Annotated in this window: 20 protein-coding genes; 10 read left to right on the top strand and 10 right to left on the bottom strand. The window is 69.0% G+C overall.

The genetic code is table 11. The features are described 5' to 3' along the window. Window positions 1-49 precede the first annotated feature (49 nt). On the bottom strand, window positions 50-1225 hold the full coding sequence (locus FM111_RS15235) for a DmpA family aminopeptidase (protein ID WP_087141765.1): 1176 nt from the start codon (window positions 1223-1225) through the stop codon (window positions 50-52). A gap of 86 nt (window positions 1226-1311) precedes the next feature. Between FM111_RS15235 and FM111_RS15230 the strand changes: the two genes are divergently transcribed. After that, the gene (locus FM111_RS15230) at window positions 1312-1518 is read left to right on the top strand and encodes a DUF2093 domain-containing protein (protein ID WP_087141764.1); all 207 of its coding nucleotides are present in this window, start codon (window positions 1312-1314) and stop codon (window positions 1516-1518) included. Window positions 1519-1578: 60 nt separating this feature from the next. Further along, complete coding sequence (locus tag FM111_RS15225; RefSeq protein ID WP_087141763.1) at window positions 1579-2076, top strand: response regulator; 498 nt, start codon at window positions 1579-1581, stop codon at window positions 2074-2076. Here the strand turns inward: FM111_RS15225 and FM111_RS15220 are convergent. Both FM111_RS15220 and FM111_RS15215 read right to left on the bottom strand, forming a co-directional pair. Then, window positions 2073-2975 carry a lysophospholipid acyltransferase family protein gene (locus FM111_RS15220; protein WP_087141773.1) on the bottom strand — a complete coding sequence of 301 codons (903 nt, stop codon included), beginning with the start codon at window positions 2973-2975 and terminating at the stop codon, window positions 2073-2075. The two genes, FM111_RS15225 and FM111_RS15220, sit on opposite strands and share 4 nt — an antisense overlap. Before the next feature lie 49 nt (window positions 2976-3024). Further along, entirely contained in the window at window positions 3025-3795 is a 771-nt protein-coding gene (locus FM111_RS15215; protein ID WP_087141762.1) for an SDR family NAD(P)-dependent oxidoreductase, read from the bottom strand. A 109-nt stretch (window positions 3796-3904) separates the two neighbouring features. On the opposite strand from FM111_RS15215, the gene tipF reads away from it, so the two are divergent. Together tipF and FM111_RS15205 are read left to right on the top strand one after the other, a co-directional pair. Then, a complete protein-coding gene (gene tipF / locus FM111_RS15210; protein ID WP_087141761.1) occupies window positions 3905-5173 on the top strand; it encodes a flagella assembly cyclic-di-GMP phosphodiesterase TipF in 1269 nt (422 codons plus the stop codon). A 188-nt stretch (window positions 5174-5361) separates the two neighbouring features. Further along, complete coding sequence (locus FM111_RS15205; RefSeq protein WP_087141760.1) at window positions 5362-6051, top strand: 2OG-Fe(II) oxygenase; 690 nt, start codon at window positions 5362-5364, stop codon at window positions 6049-6051. 214 nt (window positions 6052-6265) lie between these two features. Here the strand turns inward: FM111_RS15205 and ileS are convergent, their stop codons facing one another. Then, on the bottom strand, window positions 6266-9187 hold the full coding sequence (ileS, locus tag FM111_RS15200; RefSeq protein WP_087141759.1) for an isoleucine--tRNA ligase: 2922 nt from the start codon (window positions 9185-9187) through the stop codon (window positions 6266-6268). Between the two features lie 284 nt (window positions 9188-9471). Between ileS and FM111_RS15195 the strand changes: the two genes are divergently transcribed. Then, entirely contained in the window at window positions 9472-10038 is a 567-nt protein-coding gene (locus FM111_RS15195; protein ID WP_087141758.1) for a DUF3828 domain-containing protein, read from the top strand. A 6-nt stretch (window positions 10039-10044) separates the two neighbouring features. On the opposite strand, the gene FM111_RS15190 is transcribed toward FM111_RS15195, so the two are convergent. The 4 genes from FM111_RS15190 to FM111_RS15175 all read right to left on the bottom strand — a co-directional run bounded on the left by FM111_RS15190 (window position 10045) and on the right by FM111_RS15175 (window position 12925). After that, entirely contained in the window at window positions 10045-10533 is a 489-nt protein-coding gene (locus FM111_RS15190) for a hypothetical protein (protein WP_256968363.1), read from the bottom strand. 79 nt (window positions 10534-10612) lie between these two features. Next, window positions 10613-11542, bottom strand: coding sequence for a bifunctional riboflavin kinase/FAD synthetase (locus FM111_RS15185; protein ID WP_087141756.1), 930 nt, complete (start codon window positions 11540-11542; stop codon window positions 10613-10615). Window positions 11543-11554: 12 nt separating this feature from the next. Then, window positions 11555-12016, bottom strand: coding sequence for a MaoC family dehydratase (locus FM111_RS15180; RefSeq protein WP_087141755.1), 462 nt, complete (start codon window positions 12014-12016; stop codon window positions 11555-11557). A 39-nt stretch (window positions 12017-12055) separates the two neighbouring features. Then, a complete protein-coding gene (locus FM111_RS15175) occupies window positions 12056-12925 on the bottom strand; it encodes a TIGR01459 family HAD-type hydrolase (protein WP_087141754.1) in 870 nt (289 codons plus the stop codon). A gap of 107 nt (window positions 12926-13032) precedes the next feature. On the opposite strand from FM111_RS15175, the gene lspA reads away from it, so the two are divergent. The 5 genes from lspA to FM111_RS15150 all read left to right on the top strand — a co-directional run bounded on the left by lspA (window position 13033) and on the right by FM111_RS15150 (window position 19180). Then, complete coding sequence (gene lspA, locus FM111_RS15170; protein ID WP_087141753.1) at window positions 13033-13560, top strand: signal peptidase II; 528 nt, start codon at window positions 13033-13035, stop codon at window positions 13558-13560. 68 nt (window positions 13561-13628) lie between these two features. Further along, window positions 13629-14195 (top strand): DUF3035 domain-containing protein, encoded by a 567-nt coding sequence (locus FM111_RS15165; RefSeq protein WP_087141752.1) that lies wholly within the window; start codon window positions 13629-13631, stop codon window positions 14193-14195. A 133-nt stretch (window positions 14196-14328) separates the two neighbouring features. Then, a complete protein-coding gene (locus FM111_RS15160) occupies window positions 14329-15837 on the top strand; it encodes a TolC family protein (protein WP_256968361.1) in 1509 nt (502 codons plus the stop codon). A gap of 11 nt (window positions 15838-15848) precedes the next feature. Next, complete coding sequence (locus FM111_RS15155) at window positions 15849-16901, top strand: HlyD family secretion protein (RefSeq protein ID WP_256968360.1); 1053 nt, start codon at window positions 15849-15851, stop codon at window positions 16899-16901. After that, on the top strand, window positions 16898-19180 hold the full coding sequence (locus FM111_RS15150; RefSeq protein ID WP_087141751.1) for an ABC transporter permease: 2283 nt from the start codon (window positions 16898-16900) through the stop codon (window positions 19178-19180). Before FM111_RS15155 ends, FM111_RS15150 begins: the two co-directional genes overlap by 4 nt. A gap of 4 nt (window positions 19181-19184) precedes the next feature. Here FM111_RS15150 and FM111_RS15145 read toward each other — a convergent pair whose 3' ends face one another. Together FM111_RS15145 and gloB are read right to left on the bottom strand one after the other, a co-directional pair. Beyond that, window positions 19185-20072, bottom strand: a complete 888-nt coding sequence (locus tag FM111_RS15145) for an SDR family NAD(P)-dependent oxidoreductase (RefSeq protein WP_087141770.1) — start codon at window positions 20070-20072, stop codon at window positions 19185-19187. Window positions 20073-20114: 42 nt separating this feature from the next. Continuing rightward, complete coding sequence (gene gloB, locus FM111_RS15140; RefSeq protein ID WP_087141750.1) at window positions 20115-20846, bottom strand: hydroxyacylglutathione hydrolase; 732 nt, start codon at window positions 20844-20846, stop codon at window positions 20115-20117. Window positions 20847-20851: the final 5 nt, after the last annotated feature.

The raw sequence follows: 20851 nt of genomic DNA, 5'->3' as shown, positions 1-20851 counted from the left end.
CACTGGGTCCCGGCCTCCGCCGGGATGAGCGGGTTTAAGGGGCGGCGCTTTAACGGCTAGCCGTCTCACCCAGCACCGCCTTCACCGCCTCGATGTCCAGCGCCTCGATCGTCACCGCCTTGCCGTCGATCACCGAGGTCGTCGCCTGCGCCTTCAGCAGAGAGTTGAGGATGGCCTCCTCCGTCGCCTCAGCGACCGCGACGAACAGGGGCGACATCCGGTCATTGGGCCAATCCGCGACGCTCGTCTGCCCCGCCCGGCGTTCGGGCGTCCGCCGCACGCCTTCCGCCGTCGAAAAGGCGATCGCATAGTCCCCCGACCCGTTCGAGAACGCCGCCCCCGTCCGCGCCAGACCGGCGAAAGCCCGGTTCGCCAGCCGCTCCAGATTTCGGTCCGACAGGGGCGCATCGGTCGCCACCACGATCATGATGGAGCCGTCGGCGCGTTCATTCTCCACCTCTTCGCGCAGGTAGTAGCGGCCTAGCCGGACCCCGACCGGCGCCCCGTCGATGCTCAGCACCCCGCCGTAGTTCGACTGGACCAGCACCCCCACGGTGAAGCCGCCCAGACTGTCGGGCAGCTTGCGCGAACTGGTGCCGATCCCGCCCTTGAACCCAAACGCAATCGTGCCCGTCCCGGCGCCGACCGCGCCCTGCTCGACCGGGCCGGTCGTCGCCGTCTCGATGGCCCGCACCACGTCAGCGGCGGTGACGACGCGCGCGCGGATGTCGTTCAGCCCGCCGTCGTTCGTCTCGCCCACCACGGCGTTGACCGAGCGGACGTCCTCATGCCCCGGCTGTTTCAGCGTCCAGTCCAGAACGCCGTCGATCCCCCGCGCCACGGACAGGGTGTTGGTCAGGACGATCGGCGTCTCGATCTCGCCCAGCTCCATGATCTGGGTCGCGCCCGCCAGCTTGCCAAAACCGTTGGCGACCGACAGGCCGGCTGGAACCTTGTCGCGGAACAGCGAGCCCCCGTGCGGCACGACGGCGGTGACGCCGGTGCGGACGCTGTCGCCCGAACGCAGCGTCACCTGCCCCACCTTCACCCCAGCCACGTCGGTGATGGCGTTCAGCGGTCCCGGCGACAGTATGCCCGGCGCCCGCCCCAACTCGCGAATGGTCGGGCGCGCTGCCGCACCATCCTGCGCCAGCGCGCCCGGCGCGGCGACGAGGACAGCGGCGGAAACGGCGGCGGCCAGGATGTCGGCGGGCGATCGAGACATGGAACATCCGAGATTGTGAACGACAAGCGGTCAGATGACGGCGATTCGCCTCTCGTCCCGCACAAGCTTCGCGTTATGATGGCGGCATGAGCACCCAGCCCCCCTCTTCCGCCTCCAGCGAGGCCTGCCTTCACTACGGCGACGGCGAGTTCGCCGTCCTGTCCGCCGGGGCCTATGTGCGGTGCGCCGTCAGCGGCGCGACCATTCCCCTGACCGCCCTGCGCTATTGGTCGGTCGAGAAGCAGGAAGCCTACGCCGGACCGCACGAGTATCTGGCCGCCGCCGGGCGCTGAGCCCTTTTCTGATGTTGTCGCCGGATCGCATCCGGCTTCCCTGTTCGTCGGTGCCCTGAGATGTCCGCCCTGAGTTCGATCCACGTCCTGCTGGTCGACGACAACCCCAATATGCGCGCCATCGTCGCCGCCATGCTGAAGTCCGTCGGCGTCGGCCGTCTGAGCGAAGCCGAGGACGGCGTCGTCGCGCTGGAGCTGTTGCGCCGCGAGGCGATCGACATCGCCATCGTCGACTTCCGCATGAAGCCGATGGACGGCGCCGCCTTCACCCGCGCGGTCCGCAACGAGAGCGGCAGCGCCAACCCCTATCTGCCGGTCATCATGATGACGGGCCATTCCGAGAAGAGCCGCGTGACCGAGGCCCGCGATGCCGGCGTCACCGAATTCGTCGCCAAGCCGGTGAAGGCCCAGACCCTGCTGACGCGGATCGAGGCGGTGATCCTGCGCCCACGCCCCTTCGTGCGCTCGCCCGGCTACTTCGGGCCGGATCGCCGCCGGACAGGAACAAAGGACTACGCCGGTCCCTTCCGCCGCGCCGACGACGGCGTGCTGGATTAGGCGTCCGACGCCCGCAGCGCCTCATAGACCTGGGGCGGCCAGCGCTTGTGGACCCAGAACCAGTCGACCGGATGCTCGCGCACACGGTCCTCGACGAAGCGGTTGGCCGCTTGCACGCCCGTCAGCACATCGGCGGCCTTGTCGCCCGTGTCAGGCACGGCGATCGGCTCGTGCGCGGTGACGCGGAAGCGCACGCCGGGCAGGCGCACCACCGACAGGGGCTGCATCACCGTGCCGAACTTCAACGCCATGCGCGCCGCGCCGGGCGAAGCGTTGACCGGCTGGCCGAAGAACTCGACCTCCGGCCCCTGGCTGTATTTCTGATCGACCAGCAGGGCGATGGACTCGCCGCGCTTCATCCCCGCCATCAGCTCGCGCGTGCCATCGCCCTTGGGCGCGAACAGCTTGATGCCGTAACGCTCTCGGCTCTGGCGGATCAGGGCGTCGACGTAAGGGTTGTTGGCCGCACGATAGGTCACCTGACACGGCACGCCCGCCGCCATGATGACCGCCGCCATGACCTCGAAATTGGCCAGATGGCCCGAGATCAGCACCACCGGCTTTCCGCTGTCGCGCACGGCGTGCAGCCGTTCCAATCCGACGATGTCGATCCGCCCGCTTTCCGGCGTCAGCCGGTCCATGACGGCCAGTTCGGCGAAGGTGCGGCCGGTCTGCTCCCACTGCTCCACCGCCAGACGATCACGCTCGGCGGCGTCCATGTCGGGGAAGGCGATGCGCAGATTGCGCCTTACCGTCTTGTGCGTGCCGGTCAGCGGCCCCAGCGTCCGCAGCAGCTTGCCGCCGAAGCCCGAGGCCCGCTCGACGCCGAGCAGGCGCAAGAAGCCGAACAGCCCCTGGAACGCCGCCGCCTCCAGCCGCCAGACGATATCCTGGCCTATTTTGGCGGCGCTATCGCCCTTCGGGCTGCTTGAGCGCGTCTTGTTGTTCTCACCAGGCAATCGTCAGTCCGCCGTCCACCACCAGGGTCTGGCCGGTCACATAGGCCGACGCAGGGCTGCACAGATAGACCGCCGTGCCCGCAATTTCATCCGGCTGGCCGATCCTTTTCAGCGGCGCCGGTTCGGTGACGGTCTTCAGCAGCTCCGGGTTCTCCCACAGGTATTTGGCGAAATCGGTCTGGACCAGGCCCGGCGCGATGCAGTTCACGCGCACGTTCGACGGCCCGAATTCGACCGCCAGATTGCGCGCCAGCTGCATGTCCGCCGCCTTGGAGATGTTGTAGGCGCCGATCAGGGCGTTCCCGCGAAGCCCGCCGATGGAGGAGATCAACAGGATCGCCCCGTCCTTCCGCTCCAGCATCTCCGGCGCAACCATGCCGATCAACCAGTGGTTGGAGATGACGTTGTTCTGAAGGATCTTTTCGAACTGCTCGTCTGCGATGCCCGCCATCGGCCCGGCGTAGGGGTTGCTCGCAGCGTTGCACACCAGGATGTCGATCTGGCCGAAGGCCGTGCGCGTATCATCCACCAGCCGCTGCAGGTCTTCCTTGGAGGCGATGTTGGCAGGAATGGCGATGGCGCGGCCCTCGCCGTGCTTCTCATTGATAGCCACGGCGACCTCTTCGCACGGCCCGGCCTTGCGCGAAGAAATGACGACGCGGGCGCCGTGTTCGGCCAGACGCTCGGCGATGGCCTTGCCGATTCCCTTGGAAGAGCCGGTGATGATGGCGACCTTGCCGCTCAGATCGAACAATTCCATGCGTTAACCTCCTTTTACCGCCCGTTTATCCGTGCGGACCCTAGCCGTTAGCCTTCGTTAACGTGATACTTGATCGATTCTATAGGGAAAGGCGGTTCTGACCGGCCCCATGCGAAAGATCACCGGCGGCTTCCTGTTCTTCGGCTACCTGTTCCTCGCCCTGACCATCGGGGCGACGATCTGGCGCGCCGGTCTGGGCGGCGGCGCAGGCGCGGCCGGCGTGCTGGGCGCGCTGGGGATCATGGCCGGCGTTCACGCCCTCGTCACGGGCATGGCCGACCGCCGCGCCCTGCGTCTGGAAATCGCCAAGGTGCGCGAGGCTCACCGCCTGCTGGCCGACGCGATGGAGTCGACCCAAGGCGCCCTGACCGAACTGGCGCAGGCCATCGAGACCGGCGCCCTGTCGCGCACCGACGCCCTGACCGGCGAGGTGCGGATGCTGGAAGGCCTGGTCCAGCAGATGAGCGAATCCATCGAGGAGCGACTCGCCGCCTCCACCTTGACCGCCGACACCTTCGAGGGCCGTCGTCAGGTCCAGTCGAACACCCTGCTGAAGACCGTCCATGACGCCCTCAGCGAGAACCGCGTCGACCTGTATCTGCAGCCCGTCGTGACCCTGCCCCAGCGGCGGACGGTCTTCTACGAGAGCTTCACCCGCCTGCGCGACCCGTCGAACCGGGTGATGATGCCGGCCGAATACCTGTCGGTGGCCGAGGGCGAGGGCCTGCTGCCCGCCATCGACAATCTGCTGCTGTTCCGCTGCGCCCAGATCGTGCGCCGTCTGGCCGGACAGGACCGCAAGGTCGGGGTCTTCTGCAACATCTCCCTGGCCTCCCTGGGCGACGAGACCTTCTTCCCGCAGTTCCTCGACTTCCTGAGCCAGAACCGCGACCTGAAGGACGCCCTGATCTTCGAACTGGGCCAGGCCACCTTCGACGCGCGCGGCGCCATCGAGGCGCGCAACATGGCCAAGCTGGCCGACCTGGGCTTCCGCTTCTCCATCGACAAGGTGCAGACGCTGGACCTGGACTTCGCCGACCTGCAACGCTCGGACGTGCGCTTCATCAAGGTGGCGGCCGACCTGCTGATCGAACAGCTTCTGGATCTCGACGGGGGCGCGCCCCTGCCCAGCCAACCGGACATCCGCGCCGGGGACTTCGCCCCCCTGATCCGCCGCCACGGCCTCGAACTGATCGCCGAAAAGGTCGAGAGCGAGAAACAGGTCGTCGACATCCTCGAACTGGATATCGCCATGGGCCAGGGCCATCTGTTCGGCGAGCCGCGCGCCATCAAGGAAGCCGTCCTGGCCGAAACCGACCCGCCCACCGAGTTCGTCCGCTCGACGCTGAAATCGGCCGAGCAAAGGGTGCGGTTCTGATCTCTTCTTTCCTCCTCACTTTGTGGGAGGGGGACCACGAAGTGGTGGAGGGGCTTTGCGACGACGAAACCAAGCAGCCCCTCCGTCTCGTCGGCTGACGCCGCCGATCCACCTCCCCATTTCATGGGGAGGAGAAACACGACCGAAAACCGCCAGACACGGCGCGCGCCATCCGCGCAAATGCGCCCATGACCGACACCGCTCTCGACTGGCCTCGCATCGCCGATGATCTGAACGCCCAGGGCTGGGCCGTGGTCGGGCCGTTGCTGACGCCCGCGACCTGCGACGCCCTGCAAGCCCTCTACGACCAGTCCGAGCGGTTCCGCAGCCGCATCGTCATGCAGCGCCACGGCTTCGGCCAGGGCGAGTATCAGTATTTCGCCAATCCCTTGCCCGATCCCCTGCCCCGGCTGCGCGCGCGGCTCTACGAAGGTCTGGCGCCGATCGCCAACGATTGGGCGGCGCGGCTGGGACGGCCGGAATTCCCCGCCCGGCTGGACGAACTGACCGCCCGCTGCCGCGCGGCGGGCCAGACGCGGCCGACCTCGCTGATGCTGCGCTACGGCCCCGGCGACTACAATCGGCTGCATCAGGATCTGTACGGCGATCTGGTCTTCCCGCTGCAGGCGGCCATTCTGCTGAGCGATCCGGTTGGGTTCGAGGGCGGCGAGTTCGTGCTGGTCGAGCAGAAACCCCGCTCGCAGTCACAGGCGCATGTCGTTCCGTTGCAACAGGGACAGGCGGTCATCTTCGCCGTGAGGGAACGTCCCGTCGCCGGAACGCGCGGCGACTACCGCGTCCAGATGCGCCACGGCGTCAGCACGGTGCGCAAGGGCAGGCGAATGACGCTGGGCCTGATCTTCCACGACGCCGCCTGATCCTTCTCCCCTTGAGGGAGAAGGTGGGCGCCGGAGGCGCTCGGATGAGGGGTGTCGGCGCGCCGTTTGACGTTCTGGCGGTTCGGGCGCCGCGACAGTCGTTTAGGCCGCTGCGCACACACCCCTCATCCGTCAGGCTCCGCCTGCCACCTTCTCCCACAAGGGGAGAAGGAAGAAAAAAGGCGCCTCCGGCGAACGGAAGGGCCTGATCTCTTTACGCCTTGCGCGCGTCCAGCCAGCGCACCGCATCAGCGTCGCGGGCCGACAGGTCGGGATAGTCGGCGTCGGAGCCGACGTCCGGCACCCGGCGCCAGGAGCGGGCGCACTTGGGATAGTCCGCCGTCTTCACCTCGACCGTGACAGCGTCGCCGCCCGCCACGAGTTCAGCGCCCGAAGTGCGGAACACCTCGGCGGCGTCCAGGCCCTCGAACGGGGCCAGCAGCTCGGCCGGGGCCGTGACCACCGGCCAAGCGTCCAGAGCACCGCCGATGACCTTGTCGCGGCGTGCGGCTTCCAGAGCCTCGTTGACGACTTCCAGCACCGTCTCGACTTTGGCCCAGCGCTCAGCTTCGGCCGCGTTGCGCCACTGGCCCGGCGTCTCGGGGATCACCCGCGCGCAGTTGGTGCCCGCGTCGGGGAAGCGCGTGGTCCACGCCTCGTCCATGGTGAAGGGCGTCAACGGGGCCAGCCAGGCGGTCAGACGGTTGAACACCTCGTCCATCACCGTGCGGACCGCGCGGCGCTTGATGCTGTCGGGACGGTCGCAATAGAGGCTGTCCTTGCGCACGTCGAAATACAGCGCCGACAGATCGCCGGAGCAGAACTCCAGCACCGGCCGCACCACGTCCTGGAAGCGGTATTCGGCGTAAGCCTGACGCACCTGCGCGTCCAACTCCCACAGGCGATGCAGGATGAACTTCTCCAGCGGCGGGAACTGGTCGTAATCGGTCAGACGCTCGGCCTCGTCGAAGCCGTTCAGCGCGCCCAGCAGATAGCGGACGGTGTTGCGCAGCTTGCGATAGGCGTCGACCGTGGTCTGCAGGATCTGCTTGCCGATGCGCTGATCGTCCGAATAGTCGACCAACGCCACCCACAGACGCAGGATGTCGGCGCCGGATTCCTTGATGATGGTCAGGGGGTCGGTGGTGTTGCCCCGCGACTTCGACATCTTCTCCCCGTTTTCATCCAGGGTGAAGCCGTGGGTCAGGACGGCGTTGAACGGGGCGCGCCCGCGCGTGCCGCAGCCTTCCAGCAGGGACGACTGGAACCAGCCGCGATGCTGGTCCGAGCCTTCCAGATAGAGATCGGCGGGCCAGTGCGAGGGACGGTCGCCCGTATAGCCGCTCTCGGCCGTGCGCGGGTCCAGAGTGAAGGCGTGGGTCGAGCCTGAGTCGAACCAGACATCGAGGATGTCCGTGACCTTCTCGAACCGCTCAGGGTCGTGCGCGCCCAGGAAGTCAGCGTCGGGCGCCGAGAACCAGACGTCGGCGCCGCCTTCGGCCACGGCCTTGACGATGCGGGCGTCGACCTCTGGGTCGTGCAGGGGCTGGCCGGTCTGCTTGTCCACGAACATGGCCAGCGGCGTGCCCCAGGCGCGCTGACGGCTGATCAACCAGTCGGGGCGGCCCTCGACCATCGAGCGGATGCGGTTCTTGCCCGCCGCCGGGTGGAAGGCGGTGGCGTCGATGGCGTTCAGGGCGCGGTCGCGCAGGGTCGCGCCGTCTTCCAGCTCTTCATCCATGCGGATGAACCACTGCGGGGTGTTGCGGAAGATGATCGGGGCCTTGGAGCGCCACGAGTGCGGATAGGAGTGCTCCATCCGGCCGCGCGCCAGCAGATTGCCCGCCTCGATCAGCTTTTCCATCACCGCGCCGTTGGCGGGGCCGAACTTGCCGGTCTTCTTGCCCTCGGTCTCCAGCACCTTCAGGCCCGCGAACAGGGGGACGTGTTCGTAATAGGCGCCGTCAGGATCGACCGTGTCCGGCACCTCGCGATGACCGTGGGCCAGCCAGACGGCGAAGTCGTCCGCGCCGTGGCCCGGCGCCGTGTGGACGAAGCCGGTCCCTGCGTCGTCCGTAACATGGTCCCCCGCTAGCAGCGGCACCGAGAAGCCATAGCCGCTGTCCAGCGCGGCCAGCGGGTGGGCGCACTCCAGGCCCGACGGGTCGATGTCGTAGACGCGCGTCCAGGCGGCGATCTTCGCGGCCTTGAACACTTCCTCGGCCAGCTTGTCGGCGAGGATGAAGCGGTCGCCCGGCTTGGCCCACGGCTCATAGTCCAGCCCTTCCTCAAGGGCCGTGACCTCATACAGGCCGTAGTTGATGTCGGGGCCGTAGCTGATCGCCCGGTTGGCCGGGATGGTCCACGGCGTGGTCGTCCAGATCACGATCGAGGGCGTCGCCGCGCGGAAGGTCAACAGGTCGTCCGGGTGGCTGTCGGTCGCGCCGACCACCGGGAATTTGACCCAGACCGTGGGCGAAACGTGGTCGTGATACTCGACCTCGGCGTCGGCCAGGGCCGTGCGCTCGACCGGCGACCACATGACCGGCTTGGAGCCGCGATACAGCTGGCCCGAGTTCTTGAACTTGTGGAACTCGGCGACGATGGCCGCCTCGGACGTGAAGTCCATGGTGGCGTAGCGGTTGGCGAAGTCGCCGGTGATGCCCAGGCGCAGGAACTGGTCGCGCTGCAAGTCGATGTATTTGCCGGCGTATTCGCGGCAGGCGGTGCGGAACTCTTCCTTCGACACCTCGTCCTTGCGGCGGCCCTTGGCGCGGAACTGCTCCTCGATCTTCCACTCGATCGGCAGGCCGTGGCAGTCCCAGCCCGGCACGTAGTCGACGTCATAGCCCAGCAGGAAGCGCGAGCGGACCACGAAGTCCTTCAGCGTCTTGTTCAGGGCGTGGCCGATGTGGATGTCGCCGTTAGCGTAGGGGGGGCCGTCATGCAGCACATAGAGCGGCGCCTTCTGCGACTGACGCAGGGCGCGCAAGGTTCCGTACAGGTCGCCCCACTGCGCCAGGATCTCCGGCTCCTTCTTGGGCAGGCCGCCGCGCATGGGGAACGGCGTCTCGGGCAGGAAGACGGTGTCGCGATAGTCGCGGCCGGAAGGGGTCTGGGTATCGGCGTCGGCCATGAAATGTCTTTTCGTCTTTGCGCGCGCGGCCGCTGTGAAAGCGGCGTCAGGCGTCATTCTAGCGTGAAGGCGCCGGACGGCCCATGCCCTGATGGCTCAAGGCGGCGTCGTCTCGGCGGAATGTTTCGAGAAATCCCGACGTGCGCGGGGCCAGGCCCTGCAGCGCTACGCCGGGCGGCTAATCGAAATCGGGCGGATCACGCAAACGGTCATGATGGGAAAGCTCTAGCAGACCCGGCGCCCCCTGCGCCATAGTCCAGGCGAACAGACAGGAGACGGAGCGGATGCGACTTCAGGCCTTGGCGACGGCGGCGATGCTGGCCCTGACGGCGGCCGCCTGCTCGGCGGAAAAGGAAGCCCCAGCCCCGGCCGAGGCCGCCGCGTCGGCCCTGACCGGCCGCGCCGCCGTCTATGCGGCGGGCGAAAAAGACGCCGAGGCCTTCGTGCGCGCCCTCTACGCCCGCGCCACGGAAGCCCGTGATGCGCCCGACCCAGCCGAGGCGAGCATCACCCCCGGCCGCGACCCGCTCTATTCGCGCACCATGAACGCCCTGATCGGCGTCGACGCGCGCGAGGCCGCCGCCAAGAACGAAGTCCCCTATCTGAACTATGATCCCATCTGCGCCTGCCAGGACGCCGACGCCTTCGCCCTAAAGACGGTGACGATGACGCCCGACGGCCCCCAGGCCGCCGCCGCCGAAGTCGTCTTCACCAACCACGGCCGCGAGCGCCGCCAGACGCTGAAGCTGGTGAAGGAAGGCCCGATGTGGCGCATCGCCGACATCGTCGACGACAAGGGCAGGTCTCTGCATGACGACCTGATGGCCATCGCTGAGAAGGCGGAGAGCTAGAACCTCTCAGGCGAAGGCCCAGACGCCCCCGTCGGCGTCGCTGGAAGGCGGCGGCGTCTTCGACCGGATACGGCGCGCCCGACTTCTGAGTTTCAACCGTCGCAAGGGCTGAAGGAGCGCCGTCGTGCGTCGCGCCATCGCCGCCTTGACCGGCGCCAGCCGCGCCTGGGCGGTCATCAGGCTGACCGCCGTCAGGACTTCTAGATAGGCCAACACGTCCCCGGCCGCGAACAGAGCCAGTTCCAGGCCGACGGTCTGCCACAGCATCATCACGCCGATCATCACCAGCACGAGCCGTAGAGACGAGCCGGAAAAAGCCCACGACAGCTTGCCCTCCACCCAGCGCCGGGCCTCGCCGTTGACGCCGAACATCAGGGCCAGGGCGCCGATCAGCAGCGGCGCCGATACGCCTGTCCCGCTAAACGCCGCCGCCACGGCCCACAGGGCGCAAACGCCCGCAACGGCGAACCACAGGCCTGAATCTCGGTCTTTCACGGCCCCTCCCGCCAACATCGTTCGGTAGAGCTGGGAGTTGCTCGGTCCGCCTGCAAGAGCGCAGGCCTTGCGGGCGGCCTCAGTCCAGAAGCGCGCGGGCGGCGGCGGCGTCGGCGTCGATCTGGACCTTGAGGGCGTCCAGGCCGTCGAACTTCAGCTCGCCGCGCAGGAAGGCGACCAGTTCGGTTTCCAGCACCTGGCCGTAGAGGCTTTCGTCGAAGTCCAGCAGCCAGACTTCCAGCAGCGGCTCTTCAATCTCAAACATCGGGCGGACGCCCAGGTTGGCGACGCCCTTGATCACCCGCCCGTCCGGAAGGCGGGTGCGGGTCGCATAGACCCCATAGGCCGGGCGCATATAGTCGCCCATGGCGATGTTGGCGGTGGGCACGCCGATGGTGCGGCCGCGCTTGTCGCCGTGGATCACCTCGCCCTGGATGGCGAAGGGGCGGCCCAGGATAGCGGCGGCGCGGTCCATGTCGCCCGCCTTCAACGCCTCGCGCACGGCGCTGGACGACAGCTTAAGGCCCGAAGCGTCGTCGATGCGGTCGGTGACAGAGACGCTGAAGTCCCGCGTCTCGCCATAGGCTTGCAGCAGGGCGGGCGAGCCGGAACGGCCCTTGCCGAAGGTGAAGTCGAAGCCGACGGCGGCGTGCTTGATCCCCAAACCTTCGGACAGGACACGGCGGGCGAATTCCTCGTCCGTCATGCCGGCCATCTCCCGGTCGAACGGCAGCAGATACAGGCGGTCGACGCCCAGCGGCGCCAGGGCGCGGGCCATCTGGTCCGGCGTCATCAGGCGGAAGGGCGCGGCCTCGGGCTGGAACAGGCGGCGCGGATGGGGGTCGAAGCTGACCACAGCCAGGGGCGCGCCCAGACGATCCGCCGTCTCGCGCGCCGAGGCGATGACCGCCTGGTGGCCGCGATGCACGCCGTCGAAGGCGCCGACGGCGACGGCCGCCCCCTTCTGCGCGTCCGTCAGGCCGCGCCAGTCGCGAATGACCTCGACCACTTCAGGCGGCCTTCAGCGGGCCGAAGGCTTGCGACGGCGCGGCACGCGCACGACGGCCACGCCGTCCATGATCAGCTTGTCCTCGACAAAGCCTTCGCAGCGCAGTTCGCCGCGCGCGCTGTCATGATCCAGGGCGATGACGGTGATGACGATCCGCACCGTGTCGCCGATCCGCACCGGGAAATGGAACGACAGGGTCTGGGAAATGTAGATCGAGCCCGCGCCCGGCAGGATGGTCCCCACCACCGCCGAACCGAAAGCCGCCGACAGCAGGCCGTGAGCGATACGCCCGCGATAGGCCGTCTTGGCGGCGAAGGCTTCATCCAGGTGCACCGGATTGAAGTCGTCGGACGCCTCGGCGAACAGACGAATCCGCTCTTCGGTGACGTGAACCGTCTTTTCGGCGGCCATGCCGACGTGGAGTTCGTCGAGGATGTAACCGCCCGACGGGTGCGCTTGGACCAGATCAACCATGAGCGGCCCTTTAAGGCAGGTGCGACGAAATGGCGAGACTCACCACGCCAGTTCCAGCGCGGCGTAGCGGGCGAAGGTCGTCTCGGCACGGAGCAGTTCGGCTGCACGGGCGGGATCGAGCGTCCCGTCCGCCCCCTTGGCGGCGTCGCCGTGAATGCCTTGGGCGATGAACAGGCAGTCCAGCGCCTGCTCCGCGGCGCCCAGAACATCCGTGACCACGCCGTCGCCGATGCACAGCACGCGCGAACGGTCCACGGGGCGCCCCATCAAGCCCTCCGCTTCCCGCAGCGCCAGGGCGTAGATCGGACCGAACGGCTTGCCCGCCATGACCACGCGGCCGCCCATGGACTCATAAAGGTCGGCGATGGCGCCGCCGCAGTAGATGATGGAATCGCCGCGCTGCACCACGCGGTCAGGGTTGGCGCAGATCAGCTCCAGCCCGCGCGCGACGGCGGGCGTCAGGCGTTCGCGATAATCCTCAGGCGTCTCGGTCGTGTCGTCATAGGGGCCGGTGACGGAGATGAAGGCGGCGTCGTTCGCGTCATGGGCGCTGGTCAGCTCCAGCCCTTCATAGAGAACGAAGTCGCGATCCGGCCCGATGATCCAGGCCGGACCGGGCGCCCGGCGCGCCAGTTCGGCGCGGGTGGCGTCGCCCGAGGTGACGAAGGCCTTCCAGGCGCTGCGGGGCACGCCCAAAGCGTCCAGTTGGGCCACCACGTCCGGCGAAGGGCGCGGCGAATTGGAGATCAGGACGACATGGCCGCCCTTCTCATTGAACTTCGTCAGAGCCTCGCAGGCCGCAGGCCAGCTTTCGCGGCCGTTGTGGATCACGCCCCAGACGTCGCAGAGCAGGATGTCGTAGTCGTCGGCGACGGCGGACAGGCGGGGCAGCGGATGAGACAGGGTCATGCCCCGCTTATAGCGGGGGAAAACCGGGGGGAAAGGCCGTAGGGACGATCGGCGCCCCTTCGCTTTCCCTCTTCGCCGCCGAACGTCTTCCTGCTAACCCGCAGGACATGAAGATTTCTCGTCTCGCCCTGGGGGCCTATCTGATCGCCCTCGCCGTCATCGTGCTGGATCAGCTGACCAAGGCCTGGGTGTTGAGCGCCATCGGCGCAGAACACATCACCCACATTCCCGACGGCCTGCGGATCGCCGAGGTGGCGCCGCCGGTGTTTAATCTGACCTATGTGCTGAACACCGGGGTCAGCTTCGGCCTGTTCGGCGGCGGCGCCGGGCGCTGGATCCTGAGCGTCTTCTCCGTCGTCGTGGCGGGCCTGCTGGCCTGGTGGGCGACGCGGGCGGACCGCCGCCTGCTGGTCGCGGCCATCGGCCTGGTCATGGGCGGCGCGATCGGCAACGTCATCGACCGCATCCGTTTCGGCGGCGTGGTCGACTTCCTCGACTTTTCCGGCACGGGCCTGTTCCCCTGGATCTTCAACATCGCCGACAGCGGCATCACCGTCGGCGTCGTCCTGCTGATCCTGGACAGCTTCCTGTCCGAGCGCCGTTCGACAGTTGGCGCGGCCCACGAAAAGTCGTAATCACACCCCCTTAACTTATCGACCCGAGCCAGCGCCCGTGCGGCGCGCCTCCCGGAGCCGAACGACCCATGCGTAACCGTCCCGTCCTGATCGTGACCCTGGCCGCCGGCGCGGCCCTCAGCCTGAGCGCCTGCGGATCGATGAAGCAGAGCATCGGCCTGTCCAAGGTCGTGCCGGACGAATTCGTCACCGTGGCCAGCGCCCCGCTGGTCGTGCCGCCGGAATACGGCCTGACCCCGCCTTCGCCCGGCGCCCCGCGCCCGCAAGAGCTGGCCCCCGAAAGCGCCGCCCGCCAGATTCTGCTGGGCCAGCGCCAGGCCGTGACCCGCACCCCCGGCGAGCAGGTTCTGGCCGCCGAAGCCGGCGCCGATCGCGCCGATCCGCTGGCCCGCTATGTGGTTGACGACGAATTCGGCAGCCTGGCGCACAAGGAAGAAAGCTGGGCCAACCGCATCATGTTCTGGCGCAAGGACGATCCGGCCAGCCAGGCCGCGACCGTCAGCCAGTCATCGGAAGGCGGCAAGACCATCGACGCCGCCAGCGAGCGCGCGCGTCTGGACGCCCTGACCGGCGGCCGCGAAGGCATCACCATCGCCGCCCGTCGCGACGGCCGCTTCAAGCTTCCGGGCCTGTAAGACCGGACAGGCTTCATCTTCGGTCAAGGGGCGCGTTCGTCACGACGAGCGCGCCCTTTGCAATTGACGCGCTTGCTTGACGCAACGGCCGCGCTTCAGGATCGTTGTTCACAGCTGGTTGCGGGGTGATGCGATGGCGAGGGCTTGGAACGGATGGCGTATCGTCCTGGCTGCGGGCGCCCTGACGGCCTGCGCGACGCCCGCCCTGGCTCAGACTCAAGCCGCCGCCGAGACGCCGCGCACGCCCCTGACCTACGCTGAGGCGGAGACGCGGCTGCGTACGACCTCCAGCCTGGGGCGCGCCGCCGGATACGGGGTCGAAGCCGCCGAGGCCCAGGCCCAGGTCGCCGCCGGACTGAACCGGCCCACGGTGTCGCTGGACGCCCAGCTGATCCGCTATCGCAAGACCTTCGACCTGTCGCTGTCGGACACGCTGGACCGCGCCCAGTCCGACCTGGGCGCCGCCATTCCCGGCCTGATCTCCGACCTGCCGGGCGTGCCGGGCGATGTGCTGAACGCGGTGGGGCAGCGGTTGCAGGCCGCCCTGCCGGAGATCTTCGCCGCCCTGCCCCACGATATCCGGCTGCAGGTGGACGACACGACCTTCCGCCCGACGGTGACGGCGCTGCAACCGATCTACACCGGCGGGGCCATCCCCGCCCTGCGGCGCGCGGCGGCGGCCAACGTCGACCTGGCCGAGGCCCGGCGGCAGGAGGCCCTGAACCTGGAGAGCGTCAACCTGGCCCGCGCCTATTTCGGCCAGGTGCTGGCGGCCGAGGCGCTGAAGATCGCGCTGGAGACCCGCGACGGCTTCGACCTGCACCTGAAGAACGCCCGCCGCATGGAAGAAGAAGGGATGCTCAGCCGCGCCCAGACGCTTCAGGTCGAGGTCGTCCGCGACGCCGCCCAGCGCCAGCTCAACCGCGCCGAGCTGGAGCATGAGAACGCCGTCGCCTCCCTGGCCCGCGTCGCCGATGTCGAGGCGGGCGTGACCCCGACCACGCCCCTGTTCGTCAATCGCGATCCGGTCGGCCCCGCATCCGTCTTTCTGGACAGCGCGAGCCAGTCGAATTCGCGCCTCATCCAGGCCCAGGCGGGACGCGATCTGGCCGAGGCCGGGGCGGACCTGGCGGCGTCGCGGATGAAGCCGTCGGTCTACGCCTTCGGGACTTACAACATGAACCCGGACGACGCCCTGCCGACCGAGCCGGACTGGGCCTTTGGATTGGGCGCCCGCTACACCCTGATGTCGTCGCTGGACCGGCGGCGGATGCTCGGCGCCGCCCGCGCCCAGGCCTCAGCCGCCGGAGAGGTCGAGCGCCAGGCTCGCGACGACGCCCGCCTGCTGGTCACGCGCGCCTATAATCAGGTCGAGCTGGCGCGGCGGCAGTTCCTGACCATGGACAGCAGCCTGGAGGCCGCCCGCGAGAACCTGCGCGTGCAGGAGGTCGGCTTCCGCGAGGGCGAAGCGACGGCCGCCTCGGTCATCGACGCCCGCAACCTGCTGGGAACGGCGCGGCTGCAACGGGCGGCGGCGGCCTATGAGTACGACCTCAGCCTGGCGGCCCTGCTGGCGGCGGCGGGAAGCGACCAGACCCTGAACGACTATCTGCAACGCGACGACCGGATCAGCGCCCAATGAATCAGCGCCCCATGAGCGAGACGCCTTCCTCAGCCTATACGCCGCCCCAGCCGGCCGAAGCGCCGCCGCCGAAACCGCGCCGGTCGCCGCTGCCCCTGATCGTCGCGGCGGGCGTGGTCCTGCTGATCGCCTTCATCGTCGTGGGCCTGTTCCTGGCCGCCCGCCCGGCGCCGGATCAGGTGCAGGGCATGGTCGAGGCCGAGACCTTCACCGTCGCCACCAAGGTGCCCAGCCGCGTCGAACGCTTCCTGGCCGCCGAGGGCGATCAGGTGAGGGCCGGGCAGGAACTGGCCCTGATGAGCAGCCCCGAGGTCGAGGCCAAGGACGCCCAGGCCCGCGCCCTGCTGCAGTCGACCGAGGCCATCCAGTCCCTGAGCCGCGAAGGCGCCCGCACGGAGGACGTGCAGTCGGTCGAATCGATCTGGCGCGCCTCACAGGCCACGGCCCGCCTGGCCGACCAGACCGCGCGCCGGGCGGAGAACCTGTTCGCCGAGGGCGTCATCTCGGCCCAGCGCCGCGACGAGGCCGTCGCCGCCCGCGCCGCCACCGCCTCCCAGACCGAGGCCGCCCGCCAGCAGTATCTGAAGGCCCTGGCCGGAACCCGGCCGCAGGAGAAGGCCGTCGCCGACGCCAACGTCAGCGGCGCTCGCGCCGCCGTCGCCGAGGTCGAGAGCCTGCAGGGCGAGACCCGCCTGACCGCCCCCCACGGCGGCGAGGTGTCGGAACGCTTCGCCAATGTCGGCGAACTGGTGCTGACGGGGGTTCCGGTCTTCACCATCGTCGACACGGCCGATCCCTGGGTCGCCTTCAGCGTGCGCGAGGACCAGTTCCGCGACCTGAAGATCGGCGCGATCGTGCGCGGCGACGTGCCCGCGCTGAGCGTGAAGAACGCCGCCTTCCGCGTCACCACCATCAGCCCCCAGGGCGAGTTCGCCACCTGGCGCTCGACCCGCCAGTCCAGCGGCTATGACGTGCGCAGCTTCCAGGTGAAGGCCAAGCCCGCCCGGCCGATCGAAGGGCTGCGGCCGGGTATGAGCGTCCTGTTCGACTGGTCGTCGCGATGAAGGGCGGCGCGGCCGTCTTCCTCGCGGCCGTTCAGGACGAGACGCGGCGGCTGGCGACCCGCCCGTGGGACGCCTTCGTCGCCTTCGGCCTGCCGCTGATCCTGCTGGCGGTGATCGCGGCCATGCTGGCGCCCGGCGTGATCCGCCAGGCGCCGGTCGCCGTGGTGGATCAGGACAATTCCGCCTTCAGCCGGGCTGCGATCCGCAACATGGAGGCCAGCCCCGGCGTGCGCGTGGCCCACGCCCCGGCGACGGTGAACGAGGCCGTGGCCCTGATGCGACGCGGCGAGATCTACAGCATCGCCCACTTCCCCTCGGGCTTCACCGAGGGCGCCTTCCGTCGCCCGGAACAGGCGACCGTCTCCTTCAACGGCGCCTTCCAGACCGTCGGCGCCCTGTCGGCCCTGGGCCAGTCCTCGGCCATAGCCTCGGCCGCCGCGCCAAGGCTGGAAGAGCGGGCCCGCCAGATGGGCCTGCCCGCCACGGCGCTGGAGCCGCCCGCCGTCCAGGTGTCGATCATCGGCAATCCGCAGCTGAGCTTCGAGCTGTTCCTCGGCGGCCTGCTGGCGCCCGGCGTGCTGCACCTTCTGGCCGCCTGTTCGGCGGTGCTGGCGGTCGGGCGGTTGATGCAGGGCGGCTCGTTCCAGGCGTTCAGGGCGCAGACCGGCGGGCGGACCACGGCGGCCCTGATCGGACGGCTGACGCCGCACTTCGTCGTCTTCACGCTGTGGGGTCTGGCCTGGATCGGCTGGCTGTGCGGGGTCAGGGGCTGGGGCGTGGCGGGATCGCTGCCCCTGCTGATGCTGGGCGTGGTCGCCCTGATGGCGGTCAGCGTCGCCCTGTCGGCCCTGCTGGTCGCTCTGCTGGGAGATGTCGACATGGCCTTCTCGGCCACCGCCATCTATTCGGGCGCGGCCATCGCCTTCTCGAACGGCACCCTGCCGCTGGATCACGGGCCGCGCTTCGCCCGGATCTGGAGCGACATCCTGCCCTACACTCACTATCTGCGCCTGCAGACCGGACAGATGGTGACCGGCGCGGCGCCCGGCGGCGCCTGGCGCGACCTGATGATCCTGAGCGTCGTCACCTTGATCGCCCTGATCCTGGCCGCCGTGCTGATCCGCCTGCGCGCCCGCCGCGCGCCCAAGGCCGAGGCGCTGGCCTTTCCCCTGCCGGAACAAGGCGTGGGCGCCGCCTTCATCGCGACCTTCCGTAACCTGCCGCGCGCCCGGCCGGTCAGCAGCCTGCTGATCCTGGCTGTGGTCCTCTACGCCTTCTATTATCCGGCAGCCTACGCCGGGCAGGCGGCGACGGGCCTGCCGGTCGCCGTGGTGACGCCGACGCAGAGCGCCCTGACCCGCGCCCTGGTCGAAGACCTGAACGCCTCCCACGCGGTCGAGGTCGCCGCCGTCATCCCCTCGACCGCCGAGGCGTCCGACCTGATGCGGCGCGGCGTGGTCGACGGCGTCGTCATCCTGCCCGAACGGTTCGAGGCCGACCTGGCGCGCGGCGCGCCCGACGGCGTGGCCGTCTGGCTGAACGGCGGCTATCTGGTCCGCGTCACCTCGGTCGGCAAGGCGGTCGCGGCGGCCGCCGCCCATGTCGCCGAGACACGGCTGGAGGGCCTGCCCGAGGCCGCCCGCGCGGCCAGACTGGCGCCCACGCTGAAGCAGGAGTCGCTGTTCAACCCGACCGAGGGCTATGGCGACTACGCCGTGCCCGCCGTCAGCCTGATCATCCTGCAACAGACCCTGCTGCTGGGCGCGGGCGTCATCGCCGCCCTGCGTCGCGAGACCGGCGCGTCCCCCATGCGGCGCAGCGCCCGGCTGGGCCTGTGGCTGGCGCTGACGGCGATCGGCACGGCGTCCTGCCTGTTCTATTTCGGCTTCGTCTTCTGGTTTCAGGACTATCCGCGGGCGGGCGACATGGCCGGCGTGATGCTGCTGGCGCCCGTCTTCGCCGCCGGAGTATCGGCGCTGGGCCTGCTGCTGGGCGGGCTGTTCGACCGGCACGAGCGCGTGTTGCAGGTGCTGGTCGGCACGTCAGCGCCGCTGTTCTTCCTGGCGGGCGCGGCCTGGCCTCACTTCATGATGCCCAAACTTCTGGTCTGGCTGGCGCACCTGTCGCCCTCGACCGCGGCGGTTCAGGCCTTCGTGCGGATGAACGCCATGGGGGCCAGCCTGGCCGAAGTCGCGCCCCAGGCGCTGACCTTGGCGGCCCTGGCCGCCGTCTTCGGCGCCCTGTGGCTGTGGCGCGGCGACGAACGCCGCCGCGCCTGAAGGCTCAGCCCGCCGCCATCGGCGCCGACACCCCCGCCGAGATCATCTCCTGCGCACCCTGCTGGAAACCGTAGTCGGGCACGATCTCGCCCTCGCGGTTCGCGACCTCGTCCCAGCGTGCGATCAGTTGCTCGCCCGCATCCGCAGCCCCGCCGATGCGAACGCCCGGCGTCAGGGTGATGTTGGCCGTGGCGAAATGCCCGCCGCCCGCGCACAGGATGGCCCGCGTCGGCGCATCCTCGCCCACCAGCGCCAGCAGGCCGGGGCTGACCAGGGCCGGGTCCAGCGCCTTCAGCACCTCCTCGGACAGAATGCCCGCCGTCATCTGGGTGGCGGCGGTCGGCGCCAGGGCGTTGACCTTGATGTTATGCTTGGCGCCCTCGATGGCCAGGGTCTGCATCAGCCCCACCTGGGCCAGCTTGGCCGCGCCATAGTTGGCCTGGCCGAAATTGCCGTAGAGGCCGGAAGAAGAGGTCGTCATGACGATGCGGCCGTAGTTCTGCGCGCGCATGATCTCCCACACCGCCTTGGAGCAGATGGCCGCCCCCATCAGATGCACGTCCACCACCAGGCGGAAGTCATCCAGGCTCATCTTCGAGAAGCTCTTGTCGCGCAGGATGCCGGCGTTGTTGATCAGGATGTCGATGCGGCCCCAGGCCTTTATCGCCGCCTCGACCATGGCCTGAACCGCGTCGACGTCGGTGACGGAACCCGCCGCCGCCATCGCCTGGCCGCCCGCCGCGACGATCTCGTCCGCCACGCCCTGCGCCGCCGCCTCGGTCAGGTCGTTGACCACGACCTTGGCGCCCTGACCGGCCAGATAGAGGGCGTGACAGCGGCCCAGGCCCCCGCCCGCGCCGGTCACGATGGCGACCCGATCCTTCAACTGCATGAACATCTCCGATGATGGGTGACTGGAAATCCGGCGAGCGTCCTAGCCCTTGAAGCCGTCCTTGAGGGCGCGGCGCTCGGCGAAGTCGGCAGCGTCGCGGGCGCGCAGGAAGGGGTTGAAGCGGCGCTCGATCCCTACCGTGGTCGGCACGGTCGCCTCCCCACGTTCACGGGCGGCGAAGATGGCCTCGGCGTGCGCCTTCAACGCCTCATCGGCGTCCGGCAGCGACAGGGCGAAGCGGGCGTTCGAGGCCGTGTATTCATGGGCGCAATAGAGGGTGGTCGCCTCGGGCCAGGCGGCGATGCGGTTCAGGCTGTCCCACATCTGCTGCGGCGTCCCCTCGAACAGCCGCCCGCAGCCCAGGGCGAAGATGACGTCGCCGACGAAGGCCAGGCCGTCGTCCGCCGCATGATAGACCACATGGCCCAGGGTATGGCCGGGCGACAGCACCACATCGAAGGCCGTCTCGCCCAGACGGACCGCCTCGCCGTCCACCAGGACGTGATCCAGCGGCGCCGCGCGGCGCACCTCTTCCGGCCCGGCGATCTCGCAACCCGTCTCGGCCTGCAACCGCTCGTTGCCGCCGGTGTGATCCGGGTGCCAGTGGGTGTTCAGGATCAGGTCCAGCCGCCCCCAGCTCGACGCCTCTAGATCGGCCAGGATCGCCTCGGCGTCCGGCGTGTCGACAGCGGCGACCAGCCCCGTCGCCTCGTCGCGGATCAGGAAGCCGTAGTTGTCGGACAGACAGGGAAACTGGCGAACGGTCAGGGTCATGAGGA

The organism is Brevundimonas diminuta 3F5N (genome assembly GCF_900163625.1).
Lineage (GTDB): Bacteria > Pseudomonadota > Alphaproteobacteria > Caulobacterales > Caulobacteraceae > Brevundimonas > Brevundimonas diminuta_A.
Note: the sequence above shows the minus strand (reverse complement) of the source record. Positions and strands in the feature narration are given on the sequence as shown.

Coding starts and splice junctions, on each gene's coding strand:
- FM111_RS15235 (WP_087141765.1), bottom strand. CDS start 1,225: ATGTCTCGATCGCCCGCCGACATCCTGGCCGCCGCCGTTTCCGCCGCT.
- FM111_RS15230 (WP_087141764.1), top strand. CDS start 1,312: ATGAGCACCCAGCCCCCCTCTTCCGCCTCCAGCGAGGCCTGCCTTCAC.
- FM111_RS15225 (WP_087141763.1), top strand. CDS start 1,579: ATGTCCGCCCTGAGTTCGATCCACGTCCTGCTGGTCGACGACAACCCC.
- FM111_RS15215 (WP_087141762.1), bottom strand. CDS start 3,795: ATGGAATTGTTCGATCTGAGCGGCAAGGTCGCCATCATCACCGGCTCT.
- tipF (WP_087141761.1), top strand. CDS start 3,905: ATGCGAAAGATCACCGGCGGCTTCCTGTTCTTCGGCTACCTGTTCCTC.
- FM111_RS15205 (WP_087141760.1), top strand. CDS start 5,362: ATGACCGACACCGCTCTCGACTGGCCTCGCATCGCCGATGATCTGAAC.
- ileS (WP_087141759.1), bottom strand. CDS start 9,187: ATGGCCGACGCCGATACCCAGACCCCTTCCGGCCGCGACTATCGCGAC.
- FM111_RS15195 (WP_087141758.1), top strand. CDS start 9,472: ATGCGACTTCAGGCCTTGGCGACGGCGGCGATGCTGGCCCTGACGGCG.
- FM111_RS15180 (WP_087141755.1), bottom strand. CDS start 12,016: ATGGTTGATCTGGTCCAAGCGCACCCGTCGGGCGGTTACATCCTCGAC.
- FM111_RS15175 (WP_087141754.1), bottom strand. CDS start 12,925: ATGACCCTGTCTCATCCGCTGCCCCGCCTGTCCGCCGTCGCCGACGAC.
- lspA (WP_087141753.1), top strand. CDS start 13,033: ATGAAGATTTCTCGTCTCGCCCTGGGGGCCTATCTGATCGCCCTCGCC.
- FM111_RS15165 (WP_087141752.1), top strand. CDS start 13,629: ATGCGTAACCGTCCCGTCCTGATCGTGACCCTGGCCGCCGGCGCGGCC.
- FM111_RS15160 (WP_256968361.1), top strand. CDS start 14,329: ATGGCGAGGGCTTGGAACGGATGGCGTATCGTCCTGGCTGCGGGCGCC.
- FM111_RS15155 (WP_256968360.1), top strand. CDS start 15,849: ATGAGCGAGACGCCTTCCTCAGCCTATACGCCGCCCCAGCCGGCCGAA.
- FM111_RS15150 (WP_087141751.1), top strand. CDS start 16,898: ATGAAGGGCGGCGCGGCCGTCTTCCTCGCGGCCGTTCAGGACGAGACG.
- FM111_RS15145 (WP_087141770.1), bottom strand. CDS start 20,072: ATGCAGTTGAAGGATCGGGTCGCCATCGTGACCGGCGCGGGCGGGGGC.
- gloB (WP_087141750.1), bottom strand. CDS start 20,846: ATGACCCTGACCGTTCGCCAGTTTCCCTGTCTGTCCGACAACTACGGC.